Source organism: Leisingera sp. S132 (genome assembly GCF_025144465.1).
Lineage (GTDB): Bacteria > Pseudomonadota > Alphaproteobacteria > Rhodobacterales > Rhodobacteraceae > Leisingera.
This window is the reverse complement of the sequence record NZ_CP083556.1, coordinates 30232-47221: the sequence shown is the minus strand read 5'-3', so window position 1 is coordinate 47221 and position 16990 is coordinate 30232. Positions and strand designations below refer to the sequence as shown.

Sequence of the window (16990 nt, the reverse complement as noted above, 5' to 3'; positions counted from 1 at the left end):
CCAAAGGAGTGAGACCATGCCCCTGACCATGAACCGAGACGTCTTTATCACTGCCGCCGTGACCGGCTCTGGCGGCACCCAGGACAAATCCCCCCATGTGCCGCGCTCACCCAAGCAGATCGCCGAGACCGCGATCGCGGCGGCCAAGGCCGGCGCTGCGGTGGTTCATTGCCATGTGCGCGACCCTGAAACCGGCGCGCCGTCCCGGAAACTTGAGTATTACCGCGAGCTTACCGACCGGATCCGCGATTCCGAGGTGGACGTGGTGCTGAACCTGACCGCAGGCATGGGCGGCGACATCGTGTTCGGATCGACCGAGGCGCCGCTGCCGGTCAATGAGGCGGCAACCGACATGATCGGCGCCACCGAGCGGATGGCCCATATCGCCGAATGCCTGCCGGAAATCTGCACCCTGGACTGCGGCACCATGAATTTTGCCGAGGCCGATTACGTCATGACCAACACGCCCGGCATGCTGCGGGCAATGGGTCAGATGATGACCGATCTGGGTGTGAAGCCGGAGATCGAGGCGTTTGACACCGGCCACCTGTGGTTTGCCAAGCAACTGGTAAAAGAGGGAATTCTGGAACCGAACGCGCTGGTGCAGTTGTGCATGGGGGTGCCCTGGGGCGCGCCGAACGACCTCAACACCTTTTTGGCGATGGTGAACAACGTGCCCGCCGACTGGACCTGGTCGGCGTTCTCGCTGGGCCGCGATCAGATGCCCTATGCGGCGCAGTCGGTGCTGGCGGGCGGCAACGTGCGGGTTGGCCTGGAAGACAACCTGTTCCTGGACAAGGGCGTGCTGGCCACAAACGCGCAGCTGGTGGAGCGCGCGGTGGGCGTGATCGAGGGCATGGGTGCCCGGATCATCGGCCCTGAGGCGGTCCGCGAGAAGCTGGGCCTGACCAAGCGCGCGCCAGTGGCGAAATAAGCGGAAATGCGGGGGTGTCCTGCGTGCACCCCCTGTACACCCCCTGTGCACCGGCGGGCGCACAGGGAGGGCGATCAGAGGATAGATCATGAAAACAGCAGCAATCATCGGCGGCGGGGTTATCGGCGGCGGCTGGGCCGCGCGGTTCCTGCTTAATGGCTGGAACGTGCGGGTGTTCGACCCGGACCCGGAAGCGGAACGCAAGATCGGCGAGGTGCTGGCCAACGCCCGCCGCTCGCTGCCGTCGCTGTATGACAAGGCGCTGCCGGGTGAAGGTGAACTGACCTTCCATGCGGACATGGCGGAGGCGGTGGCGGATGCCGCCTGGATCCAGGAGAGCGTGCCGGAGCGGCTGGACCTGAAACACAAGATCCACGCGCAGATTCAGGAACACGCACCGGCAGATGCGGTGATCGGCTCCTCCACCTCCGGCTTCAAACCGTCGGAGCTGAACGCCGAAGGCGCCCGCGCCGTGGTGGCGCATCCGTTCAACCCTGTTTACCTTCTGCCGCTGGTCGAGCTGGTAGGCGATGCGGAGACCTGCGCGCAGGCCGCTGACATCCTGCGATCGGTGGGCATGTACCCGCTGACCGTGCGCAAGGAGATCGACGCGCATATCGCCGACCGTCTGCTGGAAGCGGTCTGGCGCGAGGGGCTGTGGCTGATCAAGGACGGTATCTGCACCACCGAGGAACTGGACGAGTCGATCAGCATGGGCTTTGGCCTCAGGTGGGCGCAGATGGGCCTGTTTGAGACCTACCGGATTGCCGGCGGCGAGGCGGGCATGAAGCATTTCATGGCGCAGTTCGGCCCGGCGCTGGAATGGCCCTGGACCAAGCTGATGGATGTGCCTGAGTTCACCGAGCAACTGGTTGACCTGATCGCGGGCCAGTCGGACGCGCAATCCGGCCATATGCCGATCCGCGAACTGGAGCGGCTGCGCGATGACAACCTGGTCGGCATGATGCGGGCGCTGAAGAAATCCGGCAGCGGGGCAGGCGGTGTCATCAACACCCATGAGGCCACGCTGCCCGTGCCGGACGCGGTGGAGCTGCCGGTCACCGTCAGCCGTGTGGTGCCGCAGAGCTGGACTGATTACAACGGCCACATGAACGAGGCGCATTACACCGAGGCCTCGGCCCAGGCGACCGACCGGTTCATGGAGATGATCGGCGCGGATGCAGACTACATCGCCGCGGGCGGCAGCTATTTCACCGTCGAGAACCATGTGCGCTTCCTGGATGAGCTGCACGAGGGCGATGCGCTGACAGTGACCACCCAGGTTCTGAAGGGCGAAGGCAAGAAGATGCATCTGTTCCACCGCCTGCACGGCCCCGAGGGCAAGCTGGCGGCAACCGTGGAAACACTGCTGCTGCATATGGACCTGAATGCGCGCGGCACGTCGCTGCCGTCGGCAGAAGTGGCGGACAAGCTGGCGTCCTTTGCCGCCGCGCACGCGGGCCTGCCGCTGCCCGAAGGCGCCGGGCGCCACGTCGGCCAGCGCGGATGACTTGGAAACCCGGCGGCTCGCGCGCTGCCGGGTTTCTTTATGCGGGCCGGGTCTCCTCCCCGATCCGGCCCGTTTTTTGAAAGCGTGCTGCCGTCACCGCGGCAGCGGGGGGGACCATGCCGGAGCGCCGGGCCATCGGGAGGGCTTCATCCCGCCGCATGCTCCGCTCAGCTGTCTGCGGCTGGAGGGCCCCGGCGCTGAGGCATCAGAAACAATTGGGAGGACCAAATGCCTGAAGACAGTTCCAACAGCCACCTGGTGGCGAAATCCGGTTTCTTTACGGGCCTTCATCCGGGAATGAGCATTGCAGCCAAGGGCATGATTGCCGCCTTTGTGATCTTCACGGTCATGAACGTCGAGTTTGCCGGAGGCCTTTACAAGTCGATCCGCAGCTGGATCGAAAACGGGCTCAGCTTCTATTACATCACCCTGTTTTCCATCGGGCTTTTAGTCTGCTTCTGGCTGATGTTCTCGCGCTTTGGCAAGATCCGGCTGGGGGACGACGACTCGCGCCCCGAGTTCAGCAACTTCAGCTGGTTCTCGATGCTGTTTTCCGCCGGCATCGGAATCGGCATCCTGTTCTTTGGCGTGGCTGAGCCGATCTTCTATTTCGACACCTCTGCCGTCTGGGGCTATCCCAACAACCCGCATGCGGACCTTGCAGGCCATACGGAGATGGACATGCAGCGGGCGGTGGACGCGATGCGCGTGACTTTCTTCCACTGGGGCTTTCACGGCTGGGCATTTTACGTGCTGGTTGGTCTGAGCCTGGCCTACTTCGGGTTCCGTAAGAAGCTGCCGCTCACTCTGCGGTCGGCACTGTACCCGCTGATCGGCGAGCGCATCTATGGCCCCTGGGGGCACGCGGTGGACCTTCTGGCGGTGTTCGGCACGGTGTTTGGCGTGGCGACCTCGCTGGGCCTGGGTGTCAGCCAGATGGCGGCGGGGCTCAACCATCTGTTCGGTGTTGATCCCGGCACCGGCACCAAGCTGGTTCTGATCGCGGTTGTGTCGGTCATCGCAACCATTTCCGCAGTGTCCGGAGTTGGCAAGGGCATCCGCATCCTGTCGGAATGGAACATCTGGCTGTCGATCGTGCTGCTGGCGGCCTTTGTGATCTTCGGGCCGTTCCAGTGGCTGATGGGCCTGTTTGTGACAACGGTGGGCGGCTATGTTGCCAGCTTCATTCCGATGGGGTTCTGGACGGCAACCGAAGGCCCGGACGTGGCCTGGCAGGGCGGCTGGACGATCTTTTACTGGGGCTGGTGGATTTCCTGGTCGCCCTTCGTCGGCGTGTTCATTGCCCGCATTTCGCGCGGCCGGACCATCCGCGAATTCATGGTCGGGGTGATGTTCGTTCCCACCACCATCGCGTTCTTCTGGCTGTGCATGTTCGGCGGCAACGCGATCTGGCAGGAAATGCACATGGGGTCCGGCGTCGCCTCGGCTGATGGTGCAGGCATCATCCAGACCGTGCGCGACTGGAACCTGCCGAGCGCGCTGTTCGGGACCATCGACAACATCGGCACTACCAGCTGGATGGGCGATATGAGCTGGGTCAGCTGGCCGATGTCGCTGCTGGCGACGTTCCTGTTGTTCTCGTGGTTCATCACCTCGTCCGACTCTGGCACCCTGGTGATCACCACCATGCTGTCGATGGGCGACGACAACCCGCCGAAGAAGTTCCGCATTATCTGGGGGCTGGGCGAAGGCGTAGTTGCGGCGGCGCTCTTGCTGGCCGGGGGGCTTGGCGCGCTGCAGACGGCGTCGATTGCGGCGGCTTTCCCGATTTCCTTTGTGCTGATCGCAATGATCTGGGGCTTGCTGAAATCGCTGCACGACGATCCTTCGGCGTCGCCGATCTCGGTTGAGACGGTCGCAGCGGACGGCACCCGGATAAAGCAGGACCTGCACGCCTGAAGCACGAAGGATTGCCGCAAAAGGAAAGCGCCGGGCTGGTGAGGCCCGGCGCTGTTTTTTCGTGCTGGTGCGGGTCAGTCGCAGGCGGCGGTGACGATGATTTCCACCTTCAGGATTTCGCGGGCCAGCTTGGCTTCGCCGCAGGCGCGGGCGGGGGCGTGGCCTTCGGGGACCCAGGCGTTCCAGACCTCGTTCAGCTCGGCGAAATAGGACATGTCGGAGAGCCAGATCACGGTCTGCAGCAGACGGGTCTTGTCGCTGCCTGCCTCGGCCAGCAGGGCGTCGACCTTGGCGAGGATCTCGCGGGTCTGCTCGGCGGCGGTTTCGGCCTCGGACACCTGGCCGCTGAGATAGACGACGCCGTTGTGCTTGACGATCTTGCTGGAGCGGGCGGTGGTGCCGATGCGGGTGATGGTCATGATTTGTGCCTTTCCTTGGGTAAGCTGCCGCGGTCATAGCGGCCGCGGCAGCCGGGGGAAAGGGCAGGCCGTTAGATCAGGCCACTTATATGAGGCAGGTCTTTGCAGACAGTTCATCAATCAGCACCCGCTGGTTTTCGCTGTAATCGACCGGGACGTCGATCAGATGCACGCCGCCTGCGGCAAAGGCGGCCTCGAACGTCGGCGCGAGGTCTTCGGTCCGTTCGATCCGATGGCCGGTGGCGCCGTAGCTGGCGGCGTATTGCACGAAATCGGGGTTGTTGAATTCCAGCCCCCAGTCGGCAAAGCCGACATGCGCCTGTTTCCAGCGGATCATGCCATAGGAACTGTCATTCAGCACCGTGACCACCAGGTTGAGGCCCAGCCGCACCGCGGTTTCCAGCTCCTGGCTGTTCATCATGAAGCCGCCGTCGCCGCAGATCGCCATCACCCGGCGGTCCGGGTTCAGCAGTGCGGCCATCATCGCCGAAGGGAGCCCCGCGCCCATTGTTGCCAGCGCGTTGTCCAACAGCACGGTGTTAGGGTGATAGGCCTTGTAGTTGCGGGCATACCAGAGCTTGTAGATGCCATTGTCGAGCGCGATGATATCGTTTTCGCCCATTACTTTGCGGGTGTCCGAAACCAGCCGCTGCGGGATCACCGGGAAGCGCGGATCATCGGCGCCCTCGGCGATGTGGCTGTCGGTTTCCGCCTTCATGCGCTGGAAGAAGCTGCGGTCGAAATCGAGCGGCCCGCCGAGGATGTCTCCCAGCCGGGTGATGGATCCTTCCAGATCGCCCACCACCTCTGCTTGCGGGAAATAGACCTGATCCACCTGCGCCGCCTTGTAGTTCACATGGATCACTTTGGTGCCGCCCTCGGTCATGAAAAAGGGGGGCTTTTCGACCACGTCATGGCCCACGTTGATGATCAGATCGGCGCGGTCAATGGCGCAGTGCAGGTAGTCGCCGTCCGAGAGCGCAGCGTTGCCGAGGAACAGGTCCGAACTTTCGTCAACCACCCCCTTGCCCATCTGGGTGTTGAAGAAGGGGATCTGAACCCGCTCGATGAAATCACAAAGCGCCGCGCGTGCCTTGCGGCGGTTGGCACCGGCGCCAACCAGCACCAGCGGCATCTTGGCGGCGCGGATCATGTCAGCCGCTTCGGTCAGAACGGCCTCGTCCGGCACGGCGTAATGGCGGGCGTGCGGGGGAATGACAGAGGCGTCCGTTTCCTCCGCCGCGATGTCCTCCGGCAGTTCCAGCAGCACCGCGCCGGGGCGTTCCTCTTCCGCCACGCGGAAGGCTTCGCGGATCAGCGCGGGGATGGTGTTGCCGTGCACGATCTGGCGCGACATCTTGCAGACCGGATCAAAGAGGCCGACCACGTCGATGATCTGGAACCGGCCCTGTTTCGATTTCTTGATCGGCTTCTGCCCGGTGATCATGATCAGCGGCATTGCCCCCAGATGGGCATAGGCCGCTGGCGTGGCCAGGTTGGTGGCGCCTGGGCCAAGCGTTGCCATGCAGACGCCGGGTTTGCCGGTGAGGCGGCCATAGGTTGCCGCCATGAAACCGGCGCCCTGTTCGTGGCGGGTCAGCACCAGTTTGATGTTTGAGGTGCGCAGCGACTCCAGCAGATCAAGGTTTTCCTCACCCGGGACGCCAAAGACGTATTCGACGCCTTCGGCCTCCAGCGCGGCCACAAGAAGGTCGGAAGCTTTGGCGGGGCGGGATAGGTCTGACATCGGGGCTCCTTTGGTTTTCCAGGCGGGCGGGTTATTGCGCGGCGTGCTGCTGGGCCTGTTCCGGGTACAGCTCCGCCATCGAGACCGAGCGGCCGCTGTCCTGCACGATCCGCGCGTGGTAGCGGCGCAAAAGCCGCGGTTCGGTGACGCCGCAGCTGTGGGCGAGGACGGTCACCTCCTTGAGCATGTTTTTGGCGTAAGAGGCGACCCGTTCCGCCTTGTCGGCGGGGTCGAGGCCGAACTGCAGCTTGGGGTTATGGGTGGTGATGCCGGTGGGGCAAGTGTTCTTGTTGCACTGCAGCGCCTGGATGCAGCCAAGCGCAAACATGAAGCCGCGCGCCGAATTGACGAAATCGGCGCCGGCGCAGAAGGCCCAGGCGACTTCTGACGGGTTGATCAGCTTGCCGCTGGCACAGACCTTGATGCGCTGGCGCAGGCCGTAGCGGGTCAGCACATCCACCGCCTTGGGCAGGCTTTCGCGCAGGGGCATGCCCATGTTGTCAATCAGGCTCATCGGGGCGGCGCCGGTGCCGCCGTCGGCGCTGTCGATGGTGATGAAATCCGGCGCGCTGGCCTCGCCGCGGGACAGGATTTCCTGGCACAGGCCATCAAGGAAACCGTGGGCACCCAGCACTGCCTTGAAGCCCACAGGCTTGCCCGTGACCTCGCGCACATAGGCGATCATGTCGAGGAGTTCGCCCACGTTGGAGGCTTCGGGGTGGCGGTTGGGGCTGATCGCATCCTCGCCCGGCGTTAGCCCGCGGATGGCGGCGATTTCCTCAGTCACCTTGGCGCCGGGCAGGATGCCGCCCTTGCCGGGCTTGGCGCCCTGGCTGAGCTTCAGCTCGAACATGCGGACGGTTTCATGGGCGGCGACGGCGCGCAGCTTGTCCTCGTCGAAGCCGCCTTCGGGCTTGCGAACGCCGAACTTGCCGGTGCCGATCTGGAAGACGATGTCGCAGCCGCCCTCCAAATGGTAGGGCGACAGCCCGCCCTCGCCGGTGTTGAGCCAGATGCCCGCCTTTTGGGCGCCGCGCGACAGGGCGCGGACGGCTGGAACCGAAATGGCGCCGTAGCTCATGCCGGAGATGTTGAAGATCGACGAGGTGGTATAGGGCGTGCGCGCATAGGGGCCGATGGTCACTGGCGCGGGCGGGGTCGTGCCGTGTTCCAGGTCCGGGAAGGGCGCGTTGGCGAAATAGACGGTGCCGGCGGGCTTGAGATCGCGGGTGGAGCCGAAGGCGACGGTGGAATCCACGTTCTTGGCCGCCCGGTAGACCCAGGAGCGTTCGGCCCGGTTGAACGGCATCTCCTCGCGGTCCAGGGCAAAGAAATATTGCCGGAAGAACTCTCCCAGATGCTCGAACAAATAACGGAAGCGGGCGATCACCGGGTAATTGCGGCGCAGGGTGCTGGCGGTCTGGGTTTTGTCGCGGATGTAGATCACGATCAGCCACAGGATTCCGGCGCCGATGGCGAAGATGAAGGCATAGGACAGGATTTCGAGCAGCGCCAGGACGGTGCTGGATATCTGAGACATGGTTTCCTTCGCTCCTTTGCGGCCGGGCTTGGGCCTGGCTTTTGAAATTCAAGACTGCGCCATTGCGGCTGAAATTGCAGCCGCGGGGCGGTCACATCCTCGGGAGCCGCTGCGGCGGCGTGCAGAGCGCTGTCCCAGGATGCAACGTGCCGCCGCCCGGTAAGGTTCCGTCCGGCGCAGGGATTGTTTCCTGAGTGTGCGGCAGGCGCGCAGAAGTTGTCCAGCCTTGAGAGCGGCGGGCGCCTGTGGGTCACTAATGTCTTGCCATGGCGTGTTTTTGCGGCCTATCGACGGGAATGCGCCTGATCCCGTTCCTGATATCCCTCGTGGTGACGATTGCCGTCGCGGCTGGCGTGTTCCGGGTGTCCAGCGCCTATTTCCGCTCGGAGGAGGTGTCAAAGGCCGAAGGGCCGCTGTCGCTTTATCAAAGTTCTGTCGTTGCGGAGCTGGAACGGTTTTCCCATCTGACGCATGTGCTGGCGCGGGATGCCTCTGTCATAGGTGCCGCCGGCGGTGATGACACCGGCACGCTGAACCTGCGGCTGGAGGACTTTGCCGCCAAGGCGGGGCTGGATGCGATCTACCTGATGGACACGAACGGGGTTGCCATTGCGGCCTCCAATTTCCGCCAGCCGGGCAGTTTCGTCGGTCAGAACTACGCGTTCCGGCCTTATTTCCAGCAGGCCCTGCAAGGCGGGCAGGGGCGGTTCTATGCCATAGGCACCACCACCGGCCTGCCCGGGTATTTCATCGCGGATGCGGTGCGCAGCCCTGAGGGAACGCTGACGGGTGTCATCGCGATCAAGATCGGCTTTCAGCCGCTGGAGCAGAGCTGGAGCGGTTCGGGTGAGCAGGTCTTGATGGCCAATGAAGATGGGGTTGTGCTGCTGGCCTCTGACCCCGCCTGGCGGTACCGGGTGATGGCGCCGCTGACGGACGGGCAGCGGCAGCGTATCACGCAGGCGCGTCAGTTTCCGGGCCAGGCGCTGGCGCCGCTGGAGTGGCAGGCGGAAGAGGGGCCGCGCGCGGTGATTTCCGGGCGGGAGCAGATCCACCTGACGGCACCGGTCCCGCCGCATGGCTGGACCTTGCATTACTTTGCCAGCGGCGACCGGGCGGTGGCGCGCAGCTGGCTGGTCACCTCGCTGGTAGGGTTTGCGGCCGGCCTGGCGCTGATCCTGTTCCAGGTGCAGCGGGCGCGCCGGATCGGCGCCGCGCTGGCGCGGGCTGAGCACGAGGAGGCGCAGCTGCGCCGGGCCAATGAATTGCTGGCGGGCGAGATCGAGGACCGCCGCACGGCGGAGCGGCGGCTGAAGCGCACCCAGGAGGAGCTGGAGCGCGCCAGCCGCCTGGCAGCCCTGGGCAGGCTGGCCGCATCGGTGACGCATGAGCTGGGCCAGCCGATTGCTGCCATGCGGAACCATCTGGTTGCCGCCGAAATCGCTCCGGACAATTCCGCTGCGCTGCCAGCCAGGATCGGGGCGCTGGTGGACCGGATGGAGGGGATCACCCGGCAGCTCAAGTTCTTTGCGACACCGGACGCAGAGGTTCAGGCGGCGGTTGACCTGAATGCCGCGATGCGTGCCTCTGCCGCGCTGGTTGCCCCCAATCTGGAGGAGGCCGGGGCAGAGCTGCGGCTGGATCTCTGTCCCGGCCCGGTCAGCGTGCAGGGCAGCCGCCTGCGGATTGAGCAGGTGATGACCAATCTGCTGCGCAATGCCATTGACGCCAGCGAGGACAGCGCGGAGCCGCTGATCGTGGCGCGCACCGGCGCGGCGGAGGGCGAGGTCTGGTTTGACATCAAGGACAACGGCCACGGCCTGGGGGCCGCCACGCTGGCCGACCTGCAGGAGCCTTTTGTCACCACCCGCGAAAGCGGCCGCGGCATGGGCTTGGGCCTGGCGATCTCTGCCGGTATTGTGCAGGATCACGGCGGCATGATGACAGCCCGCAACAGGGACGCGGGCGGGGCCGTGTTCCGGGTTGCGTTTCCGGCCACGCCAGCAGAGGAAGATCAGCCATGAGCAGCGCCAGGCCCTTCAGCATCCTCGTCATTGATGATGACAAGGCGATGCGCCAGTCGGTGGCGGAACTGCTGGAGGCTGCGGGCTGGCAGGTCGCCGCCGCACCCCGGGCGGCAGCCGGGCTGGAACGGCTGGCGGAGCTGCAGCCGGATGTCATCCTGTGCGATGTGCGGATGCCGGGCATGTCGGGGCTGGACCTGCTGGCCGCGCTGGATCCCGCCGCGCCGCCGCTGGTGCTGATTTCCGCCCATGGCGACATTCCGATGGCGGTGAAGGCAATGCAGGACGGGGCCTACAGCTTTGTCGAGAAGCCTTATGAGCCGCGCCGTCTGCTGGCGATCCTGCGCCACGCGGCTGAGCAGCACCGGATGCAGCAAAGCAACGCGCGTCTGAAGGCGCGGTTGTTTGCGCTGTCGGGGCTGGACCGGGTGCTGCTGGGGCAGTCGGCGCCGGTGGTGCAGCTGCGGCAGGATATCCTGGATCTTGCAGAGACCGGCACCACGGTTCTGATCGAGGGCGAGACCGGCACCGGCAAGGAACTGGTCGCGCGGGCGCTGCATGATCTGGGTCCAAATGCCGATGCGCCGTTTCTGGCGCTGAACTGCGCGGCGCTGTCGCCCGCCACCTTTGAAGCGGAAATGTTCGGCACCGAAGGCGGGTCCGGCGGGCGGCTGCTGGCGGCTTCAGGGGGCACGCTGTTCCTGGATGAGGTCTGTTCCTGCCCGCTGGACGTGCAGGCCAAGCTGCTGCGGGTGATCGAGGACAAGCAGATCCTGCCCGCAGGCGGCCAGTGGCCGGTGCCGGTCAGCTTCCGCGTGGTCTCAGCCACCAATGAGGACGTTGGATTGGCCGTGCAGGAGAACCGCCTACGCAAGGATCTGCTGTTCCGCCTGAATACCATGGTGCTGACCCTGCCGCCGCTGCGCCAGCGCCGCGATGACCTGATGCTGCTGGCGGCGCATTTTCTTGCGCAGTTCGCGCGGCTGTATGAAACCGCGGTGCCGGATATTTCCCAGGATGACCTGACCGCGCTGCTGGCGCATAGCTGGCCGGGGAATGTGCGGGAGCTGCGCAGCGTCTGTGAGCGCCGGGTGCTGGCCGCGCGCCGCGGCGGCGGCACCATGGCTGAGGCCATCCGCATGGATCAGCACCTGGACGACGTGCCCGACACCCTGCGCGAGGCGGTGGCCGCGTTTGAGCGCGAACTGATCGGCAAGGCGGTGAAGGCGCATGAGGGCCGCATGGACGCCGCCGCCGAGGCGCTCGGGATCGGCCGCCGCACGCTCAACGAAAAGATCGTCAAACTGGGCCTCGACAAGGACGCCCTTTTGTAGCCTGCCTGCCCTGCGGGAAACCGCAGAGCCGCCTGCAGAAGCCGCGCGGTTTCCTTCATAGGCAGGCCGCCAGCCGTCCCGGATACTCCCCCAATCATATCCGCATGCATCTGGGAGGAGCACTGATGCGCACTTATCTCAAGGGGGCCGCGCTGGCCGCCCTCACCGCTGCCTTTGGCACCGAAGCCCTGGCCACCGAATGGAACGTCTCGCTGTGGGGCAAACGCCGGGCCTTTACCGAACATGTCGAGAAACTGGCCGATCTGGTCTCCGAGAAAACCGGCGGCGAATTCACCCTGAACATCAGCTATGGCGGGCTCAGCAAGAACAAGGAGAACCTCGACGGCATCTCCATCGGCGCCTTTGAAATGGCGCAGTTCTGCGCGGGCTACCACCGCGACAAGAACCCGACTATCACCGTGCTGGAGTTGCCGTTCCTGGGCGTGACCTCGCTGGAGCAGGAAATCGCCGTTTCGCAGGCGGTCTACCAGCACCCTGCAGTGCAAAAGGATCTGGCGCGCTGGAACGCGACCCTGCTGATGCCCTCGCCGCTGCCGCAGTACAATCTGGTCGGCACCGGGGATGTGCCCGGCACGCTGAAGGACTTTGAAGGGCTGAGTGTGCGCGCAACCGGCGGTATCGGCAAGGCGATGGAAGCGGTGGGCGCGGTGCCCACCTCAATGTCGGCAACCGAGGTGCGCCAGGCGATGGACAGCGGCATCGTCAAGGCGGTCGCCTTTGCTCCGCACGCGCATATGTCCTTTGGCACCATTGAAAACGGCACCTGGTGGACCACCAACCTGAACCCCGGCACGGTGAACTGCCCGGTGGTGGTGAACACCGATGCGCTGGACAGCCTGTCCGATGAACACCGCGAAGCGCTGCTGGGTTCAGTGGATGAGGCGCTGGCCCATTACGTTGATTTCTACAAGTTCAATTCACTGGACACCTGGGAGCCCGCGCTGGATGCCGCCCGCATTGAACTGGTGACCTTCCCGGATGCGGAAATCGCTGCCTTCAAGGAGGCCGCCGCGGCACCGGCGGCCCAGGCCTGGATCGAGGAAAACACGGCCCGCGGCCTGCCTGCGCAGGAACTTTATGATCTGGTGACAGGCCTGATCGCCGAGGGCAGCTGACCCTGCCGCGCACCCCGCAGCCGCTGGCTGCGGGGGCTTTTCCGTTTCCCCGAAAAACTGATGGAGTCCCGCCATGGCCGGCTCATCCCTCGTGCTGACAGACGGCAGCCGTCTCAGCGCGCTTGACCAGAACCTCTACCGCCTGGAAAAACCCCTTGCCCTGCTCAGCGGCCTGGCGGTGTTTTCCCTGATGCTGCTGGCCGTTGGCTCTGTCGGCGGGCGCAATTTGTTCAACAGCCCGCTGCCGGGCTACGTGGACTGGATCGAGCAGGCGATGCCGCTGATTGCCTTCATGGGCATTTCGTTCACCCAGCGCGACGGCGGCCATATCCGCATGGATATGCTGGTGGGTGCCCTGAAGGGCCGGGCGCTGTATCTGGCCGAGTTTCTGACCACCGCCGCTGTGCTGATCCTGATGCTGCTGATGGTCTGGGGCAGCTGGGCGCATTTCCAGCGCAGTTTCGACTTTGCCGCGCCGTGGTGGAGCGCCGACAGCTCGATGGATATCTCGCTGCCGCTCTGGCCTGCGAAACTGCTGGCGCCGGTGGCGTTCAGCGTGCTGTGCCTGCGGCTTTCGCTGCAGCTCTGGGCCTATGGGCGGGCCTTTCGCAGCGGCACGGACCACCCCGTTGCCGTCCCGATGATTGCCGATGCCGCCACCCAGGCAGCGATGGAGGCGGATCACGTCTCCGGCCACGACAGCTGAGGAGTTTCTGACATGGAACCGATTGAAATTGGGCTGATCGTCTCAGCCGGGCTGCTGGTGATGGTGATCCTGGGCATGCGGGTGGCCTTTGCCGCCGCCGCTGCGGGCATGATCGGCCTCATCTGGATATTCTGGGCCAAGTTCGGCTATGACCCGGCGCGTTTCGGCAAGGCGCTGACCATCGCGGTCAAAACCGCAGGCCAGGTGCCACACTCCAAGGTGTCCTCCCAAGCGCTGAGCCTCATTCCGACCTTCATCCTGATCGGCTACCTCGCCTATTACGCGGGCCTGACCAAGGCATTGTTCGAGGCCGCCAAGCGCTGGATGGCCTGGGTGCCGGGTGGTCTGGCGGTGTCCACCGTCTTTGCCACCGCGGGGTTTGCTGCAGTATCCGGCGCAAGCGTGGCGACCTCAGCCGTCTTTGCCCGCATCGCCATCCCGGAAATGCTGGCAATCGGCTATGACAAGCGCTTTGCCGCGGGTGTTGTTGCTGCTGGCGGCACGCTGGCGTCGCTGATCCCGCCCTCGGCGATCCTGGTGATCTACGCCATCATCGTCGAGCAGGACGTGGGCAAGCTGCTGCTGGCAGGCTTCATTCCCGGTGCATTCTCGGCGGTGATCTATGGCCTGCTGATTGTTGGCATGGCGATGGTGATCAAGGACTTCGGGCCGCGCGTCACCGGTTTCACCTGGCGCCAGCGGTTTGCGGCCCTGCCGCCCGCGCTGCCGATCGTGTTTGTGGTCGTGACCATCATATTCTTTGTCTACAACCCCTTTGGCGGCGATGCCTGGGGCACCCCGACTGAGGGCGGGGCCATCGGGGCGTTTGTGGTGTTCCTGATGGCGCTGCGCCACGGCATGCGCTGGCGGGAGCTGAAGGATGCGCTCCTGGAGACCGCCAAGCTGAGCGTGATGATCTTCACCATTATCTGGGGGGTGCTGATCTATGTGCGTTTCTTAGGCTTTGCCGACCTGCCCGGCGCCTTTGCCGATTGGATCACGTCGCTGACCATGAGCCCGATGCTGATCCTGATCTGCATTCTGCTGGCCTATGCAGTGCTGGGGATGTTCATGGACGCAATCGGCATGCTCTTGCTGACTTTGCCGGTGGTCTACCCGGCAGTGATGGCACTGAATGGCGGCGAGGCGGTTTCCGCCGCGGACAGCACCTTTGGCATGTCCGGCCCGATGTGCGCGATCTGGTTCGGCATCCTGGTGGTGAAAATGGCCGAGTTCTGCCTGATTACCCCGCCCATCGGCCTCAACTGCTTTGTGGTGGCGGGCGTGCGCGATGACCTGAGCGTGCAGGATGTGTTCAAGGGGGTGACACCGTTCTTCATCGCGGATGCGGTGACCATTGCGCTGCTGGTGGCCTTCCCGGCGATTGTTCTTTGGCTGCCGGGGCAGGTCTGACACGCCTTTGATGCGCTGAACCGGGCCGCCTGCAGCAGGGCGGCCCGGCTGTTTTCAGCGGAAGGTCAGCCGGAAGCAGGCGCCGCGGCTGGAGGGAATAACACTGAGGGTGCCGCCGATGGCCTCTGCCGTTGCCTTGACGATGTTGAGACCCATGCCGGTGCCGCCGCTGTCCCGCCGGGTGGTGAAGAAGGGCTGCAGGATCTTGTCCGCGTTGCCTTCGCTGATGCCAGGGCCGTCGTCTGAGACTTGAAGGCTGGTGGCGGTGCCGTCCTGACAGGCGGTCAGCACGGCCCCTGTTGCACCGTGCTGCTGCGCGTTTTCCAGCAGATGGGTCAGAATGATCTGAAGGGTGGGGGCGGCAACCGGCAGCGGCAGGGTACCGTTCTCCAGCTTGACCGCAAGGGCCGGGAAGGCCTGTGAGACTTGTGCATGGATTTCGTTCAGGCAGCTGGTCCCTGCCATTGCGCTTTGATCCGCCAGGCTGAAGGCGCGCATGTTGGCTAGAAGGTCCTCCATCCGCTTGCCGCCCTTGTCCACGGTATCCAGCAGCCGGTGTTTCTGTGCCCGGGGCAGATCGTCGTCGCGCAGCAGTTCTGCCGCGCCTTTCAGGGCGGTGAGGGGGGACTTCAGCTCATGCGTCACATGAGCGGTGTAGGTCTTCAGCGCGTCCTGCTTGTTTTGCAGGCGGGTGGTTAGCGACTGGAAGCTGCGGCTCAGCTCCTCGATCTCGCGGGTGCCGAGCTGGTCCGGCGGCTCCCAGGTCTGGCTGCCGTGGCCTGCCAGCTGGCTGCGCTGGATCAGCAGCTGGATCGGCCGGGTGATGAAGCGCCAGAACACATAACCGATGAGCATGGTCGACAGGGCAATGAAACCCGCGGCCTTGGCCAGGTTGAAGCGCTCGCCATAGAGAAAGCGGAAGATGTGGTTCGGGGTGCGGCTGAGGTAGACCGCGCCGATCAGGGTCTGGTCCGCAAAGACCGGCATCGCCACAAAGACGCGCACGCGGGCGCCGCGGCTGAGGGTGTAGAGCGCGGGCGGCGCATCCGCGCGCACGCGGGTGCGCGCGACAGAGACGGTCCTGCCGGTCAGTGCGCCCTGCACCTCTTCCACGTGGCCCAGAAAGGTGCCGGTTTCGGCGGTGCCTGCAAAGACATTGCCGCGGGCATCCAGGAACCGGTAGCCGGCCAGCGTCTGCGCCTGTGCGGCATTGGCAATGCGGGTCAGCCGGGTTGCGATTTTGCGGTAAGGGGCGCCTGCAGGACCGGAGAGCGGTTTTGCATCCGGGCGCGGCGGCAGCACGGTTTCGCTGTTGACCGACAGCGACGGGAACACCGCGTGCTCGCCGGAGACCGGGCGCCCGCGGGGGGGCTTGGTGCCGGCCGCGCCTGCGTAAAGCTCCGCGTAGGCTGCCGACATCACCGCGGCCTGGGTCAGCAGGCTTTCCTCGGTCTGCTGGACCAGCTGGCTGTCGTAGAAGCGGAACAGGATCAGCCCGGCAAAGGGCAGGCACAGGACCAGCGCCAGCACCAGGAGAACCACCGCCCAGAGCCGCGGCCGCCATTTACGGGTCAGCCCGTTTCGGGCCAGTGTGTTGCGATTCAGCCTGGCGTGCATGCGCCCATCCTGAGGCCGACGCCGTGCACGGTCACGATCCCCTCAGCGCAGCCCGCTTGGGCCAGCTTGGCGCGGATGTTGCGGATGTGGCTGTCGATGGTGCGGTCGGAGACATGGATGTTGTAGCCATACAGCGCATCCACCAGCTGCGCCCGCGACAGCACCCGGTCCGGGCGGGCCATCAGGGTGGCCAGCAGCCGGAACTCCGACCCGGTCAGGGCCACCGTCGCGGCGGCGAAGCGGCAGAAGTGGCGGTCCGGATCAAGCTGCAGGCTGCCCTGCGTAAGAACCGGTTCGGATGCAGCCGGGGCAGGGGCGCTGCGTTTCAGGATCGCTTTGATCCGTGCTACCAGCTCACGCGGGGAGAAGGGTTTGGTCAGGTAGTCGTCGGCGCCAAGCTCCAGCCCGACGATGCGGTCGATCTCGTCGTCGCGTGCGGTCAGGAACAGGATCGGCACGTCGGAGGATTTGCGGATCTCGCGGCAGACTTCCAGCCCGTCTTTCTCAGGCAGGCCGATGTCCAGCACGATCAGGTCGGGGTTTTCCTCCCGGCTGGCGTCCAGCGCGGCGAGGCCGTCGCTGGCAAAGACGGTTTCAAAGCCTGCCTTTTCCACAGCGAATCCGGTCACCTCAAGGATATCGGGATCGTCATCGACAACAAGAATGCGGGCTGGCATCAAATGGGGTCCT

At 64.9% G+C, this 16990-nt stretch carries 13 protein-coding genes; 8 read left to right on the top strand and 5 right to left on the bottom strand.

The genetic code is table 11. The features are described 5' to 3' along the window. Positions 1-16: 16 nt before the first annotated feature. The 3 genes from K3725_RS20620 (at position 17) to K3725_RS20610 (ending at position 4364) form a co-directional block, all read left to right on the top strand. Positions 17-934 carry a 3-keto-5-aminohexanoate cleavage protein gene (locus tag K3725_RS20620; protein ID WP_260018893.1) on the top strand — a complete coding sequence of 306 codons (918 nt, stop codon included), beginning with the start codon at positions 17-19 and terminating at the stop codon, positions 932-934. Positions 935-1022: 88 nt separating this feature from the next. Continuing rightward, positions 1023-2444 (top strand): carnitine 3-dehydrogenase, encoded by a 1422-nt coding sequence (locus tag K3725_RS20615; RefSeq protein ID WP_260018892.1) that lies wholly within the window; start codon positions 1023-1025, stop codon positions 2442-2444. Between the two features lie 228 nt (positions 2445-2672). Continuing rightward, entirely contained in the window at positions 2673-4364 is a 1692-nt protein-coding gene (locus tag K3725_RS20610; protein ID WP_260018891.1) for a BCCT family transporter, read from the top strand. 74 nt (positions 4365-4438) lie between these two features. On the opposite strand, the gene K3725_RS20605 is transcribed toward K3725_RS20610, so the two are convergent. From K3725_RS20605 to K3725_RS20595, 3 genes are all read right to left on the bottom strand, one after another. Beyond that, positions 4439-4783 carry a RidA family protein gene (locus K3725_RS20605; protein WP_019297425.1) on the bottom strand — a complete coding sequence of 115 codons (345 nt, stop codon included), beginning with the start codon at positions 4781-4783 and terminating at the stop codon, positions 4439-4441. A gap of 85 nt (positions 4784-4868) precedes the next feature. Further along, positions 4869-6530, bottom strand: coding sequence for an acetolactate synthase large subunit (locus tag K3725_RS20600; RefSeq protein WP_260018890.1), 1662 nt, complete (start codon positions 6528-6530; stop codon positions 4869-4871). A 31-nt stretch (positions 6531-6561) separates the two neighbouring features. Next, the gene (locus K3725_RS20595; RefSeq protein WP_260018889.1) at positions 6562-8070 is read right to left on the bottom strand and encodes an FMN-binding glutamate synthase family protein; all 1509 of its coding nucleotides are present in this window, start codon (positions 8068-8070) and stop codon (positions 6562-6564) included. A gap of 296 nt (positions 8071-8366) precedes the next feature. Here K3725_RS20595 and K3725_RS20590 point away from each other — a divergent pair, with 296 nt between their 5' ends. The 5 genes from K3725_RS20590 (at position 8367) to K3725_RS20570 (ending at position 14683) form a co-directional block, all read left to right on the top strand. Then, positions 8367-10094 carry an ATP-binding protein gene (locus tag K3725_RS20590; RefSeq protein ID WP_260018888.1) on the top strand — a complete coding sequence of 576 codons (1728 nt, stop codon included), beginning with the start codon at positions 8367-8369 and terminating at the stop codon, positions 10092-10094. Then, entirely contained in the window at positions 10091-11428 is a 1338-nt protein-coding gene (locus K3725_RS20585) for a sigma-54 dependent transcriptional regulator (protein ID WP_260018887.1), read from the top strand. The genes K3725_RS20590 and K3725_RS20585 overlap by 4 nt, the downstream gene beginning before the upstream one ends. A 125-nt stretch (positions 11429-11553) precedes the next feature. After that, positions 11554-12564, top strand: a complete 1011-nt coding sequence (locus K3725_RS20580; protein WP_260018886.1) for a C4-dicarboxylate TRAP transporter substrate-binding protein — start codon at positions 11554-11556, stop codon at positions 12562-12564. A gap of 73 nt (positions 12565-12637) precedes the next feature. After that, positions 12638-13270: a TRAP transporter small permease gene (locus K3725_RS20575; protein ID WP_260018885.1), complete on the top strand. Its 633-nt coding sequence runs from the start codon at positions 12638-12640 to the stop codon at positions 13268-13270. Positions 13271-13282: 12 nt separating this feature from the next. Further along, positions 13283-14683 (top strand): TRAP transporter large permease, encoded by a 1401-nt coding sequence (locus K3725_RS20570; protein WP_260018884.1) that lies wholly within the window; start codon positions 13283-13285, stop codon positions 14681-14683. A gap of 54 nt (positions 14684-14737) precedes the next feature. On the opposite strand, the gene K3725_RS20565 is transcribed toward K3725_RS20570, so the two are convergent. Both K3725_RS20565 and K3725_RS20560 read right to left on the bottom strand, forming a co-directional pair. Beyond that, positions 14738-16300, bottom strand: a complete 1563-nt coding sequence (locus tag K3725_RS20565; protein WP_260018883.1) for a HAMP domain-containing sensor histidine kinase — start codon at positions 16298-16300, stop codon at positions 14738-14740. Then, a complete protein-coding gene (locus K3725_RS20560; protein ID WP_260018882.1) occupies positions 16285-16977 on the bottom strand; it encodes a response regulator transcription factor in 693 nt (230 codons plus the stop codon). The genes K3725_RS20565 and K3725_RS20560 overlap by 16 nt, the downstream gene beginning before the upstream one ends. Between the last annotated feature and the right edge of the window lie 13 nt (positions 16978-16990).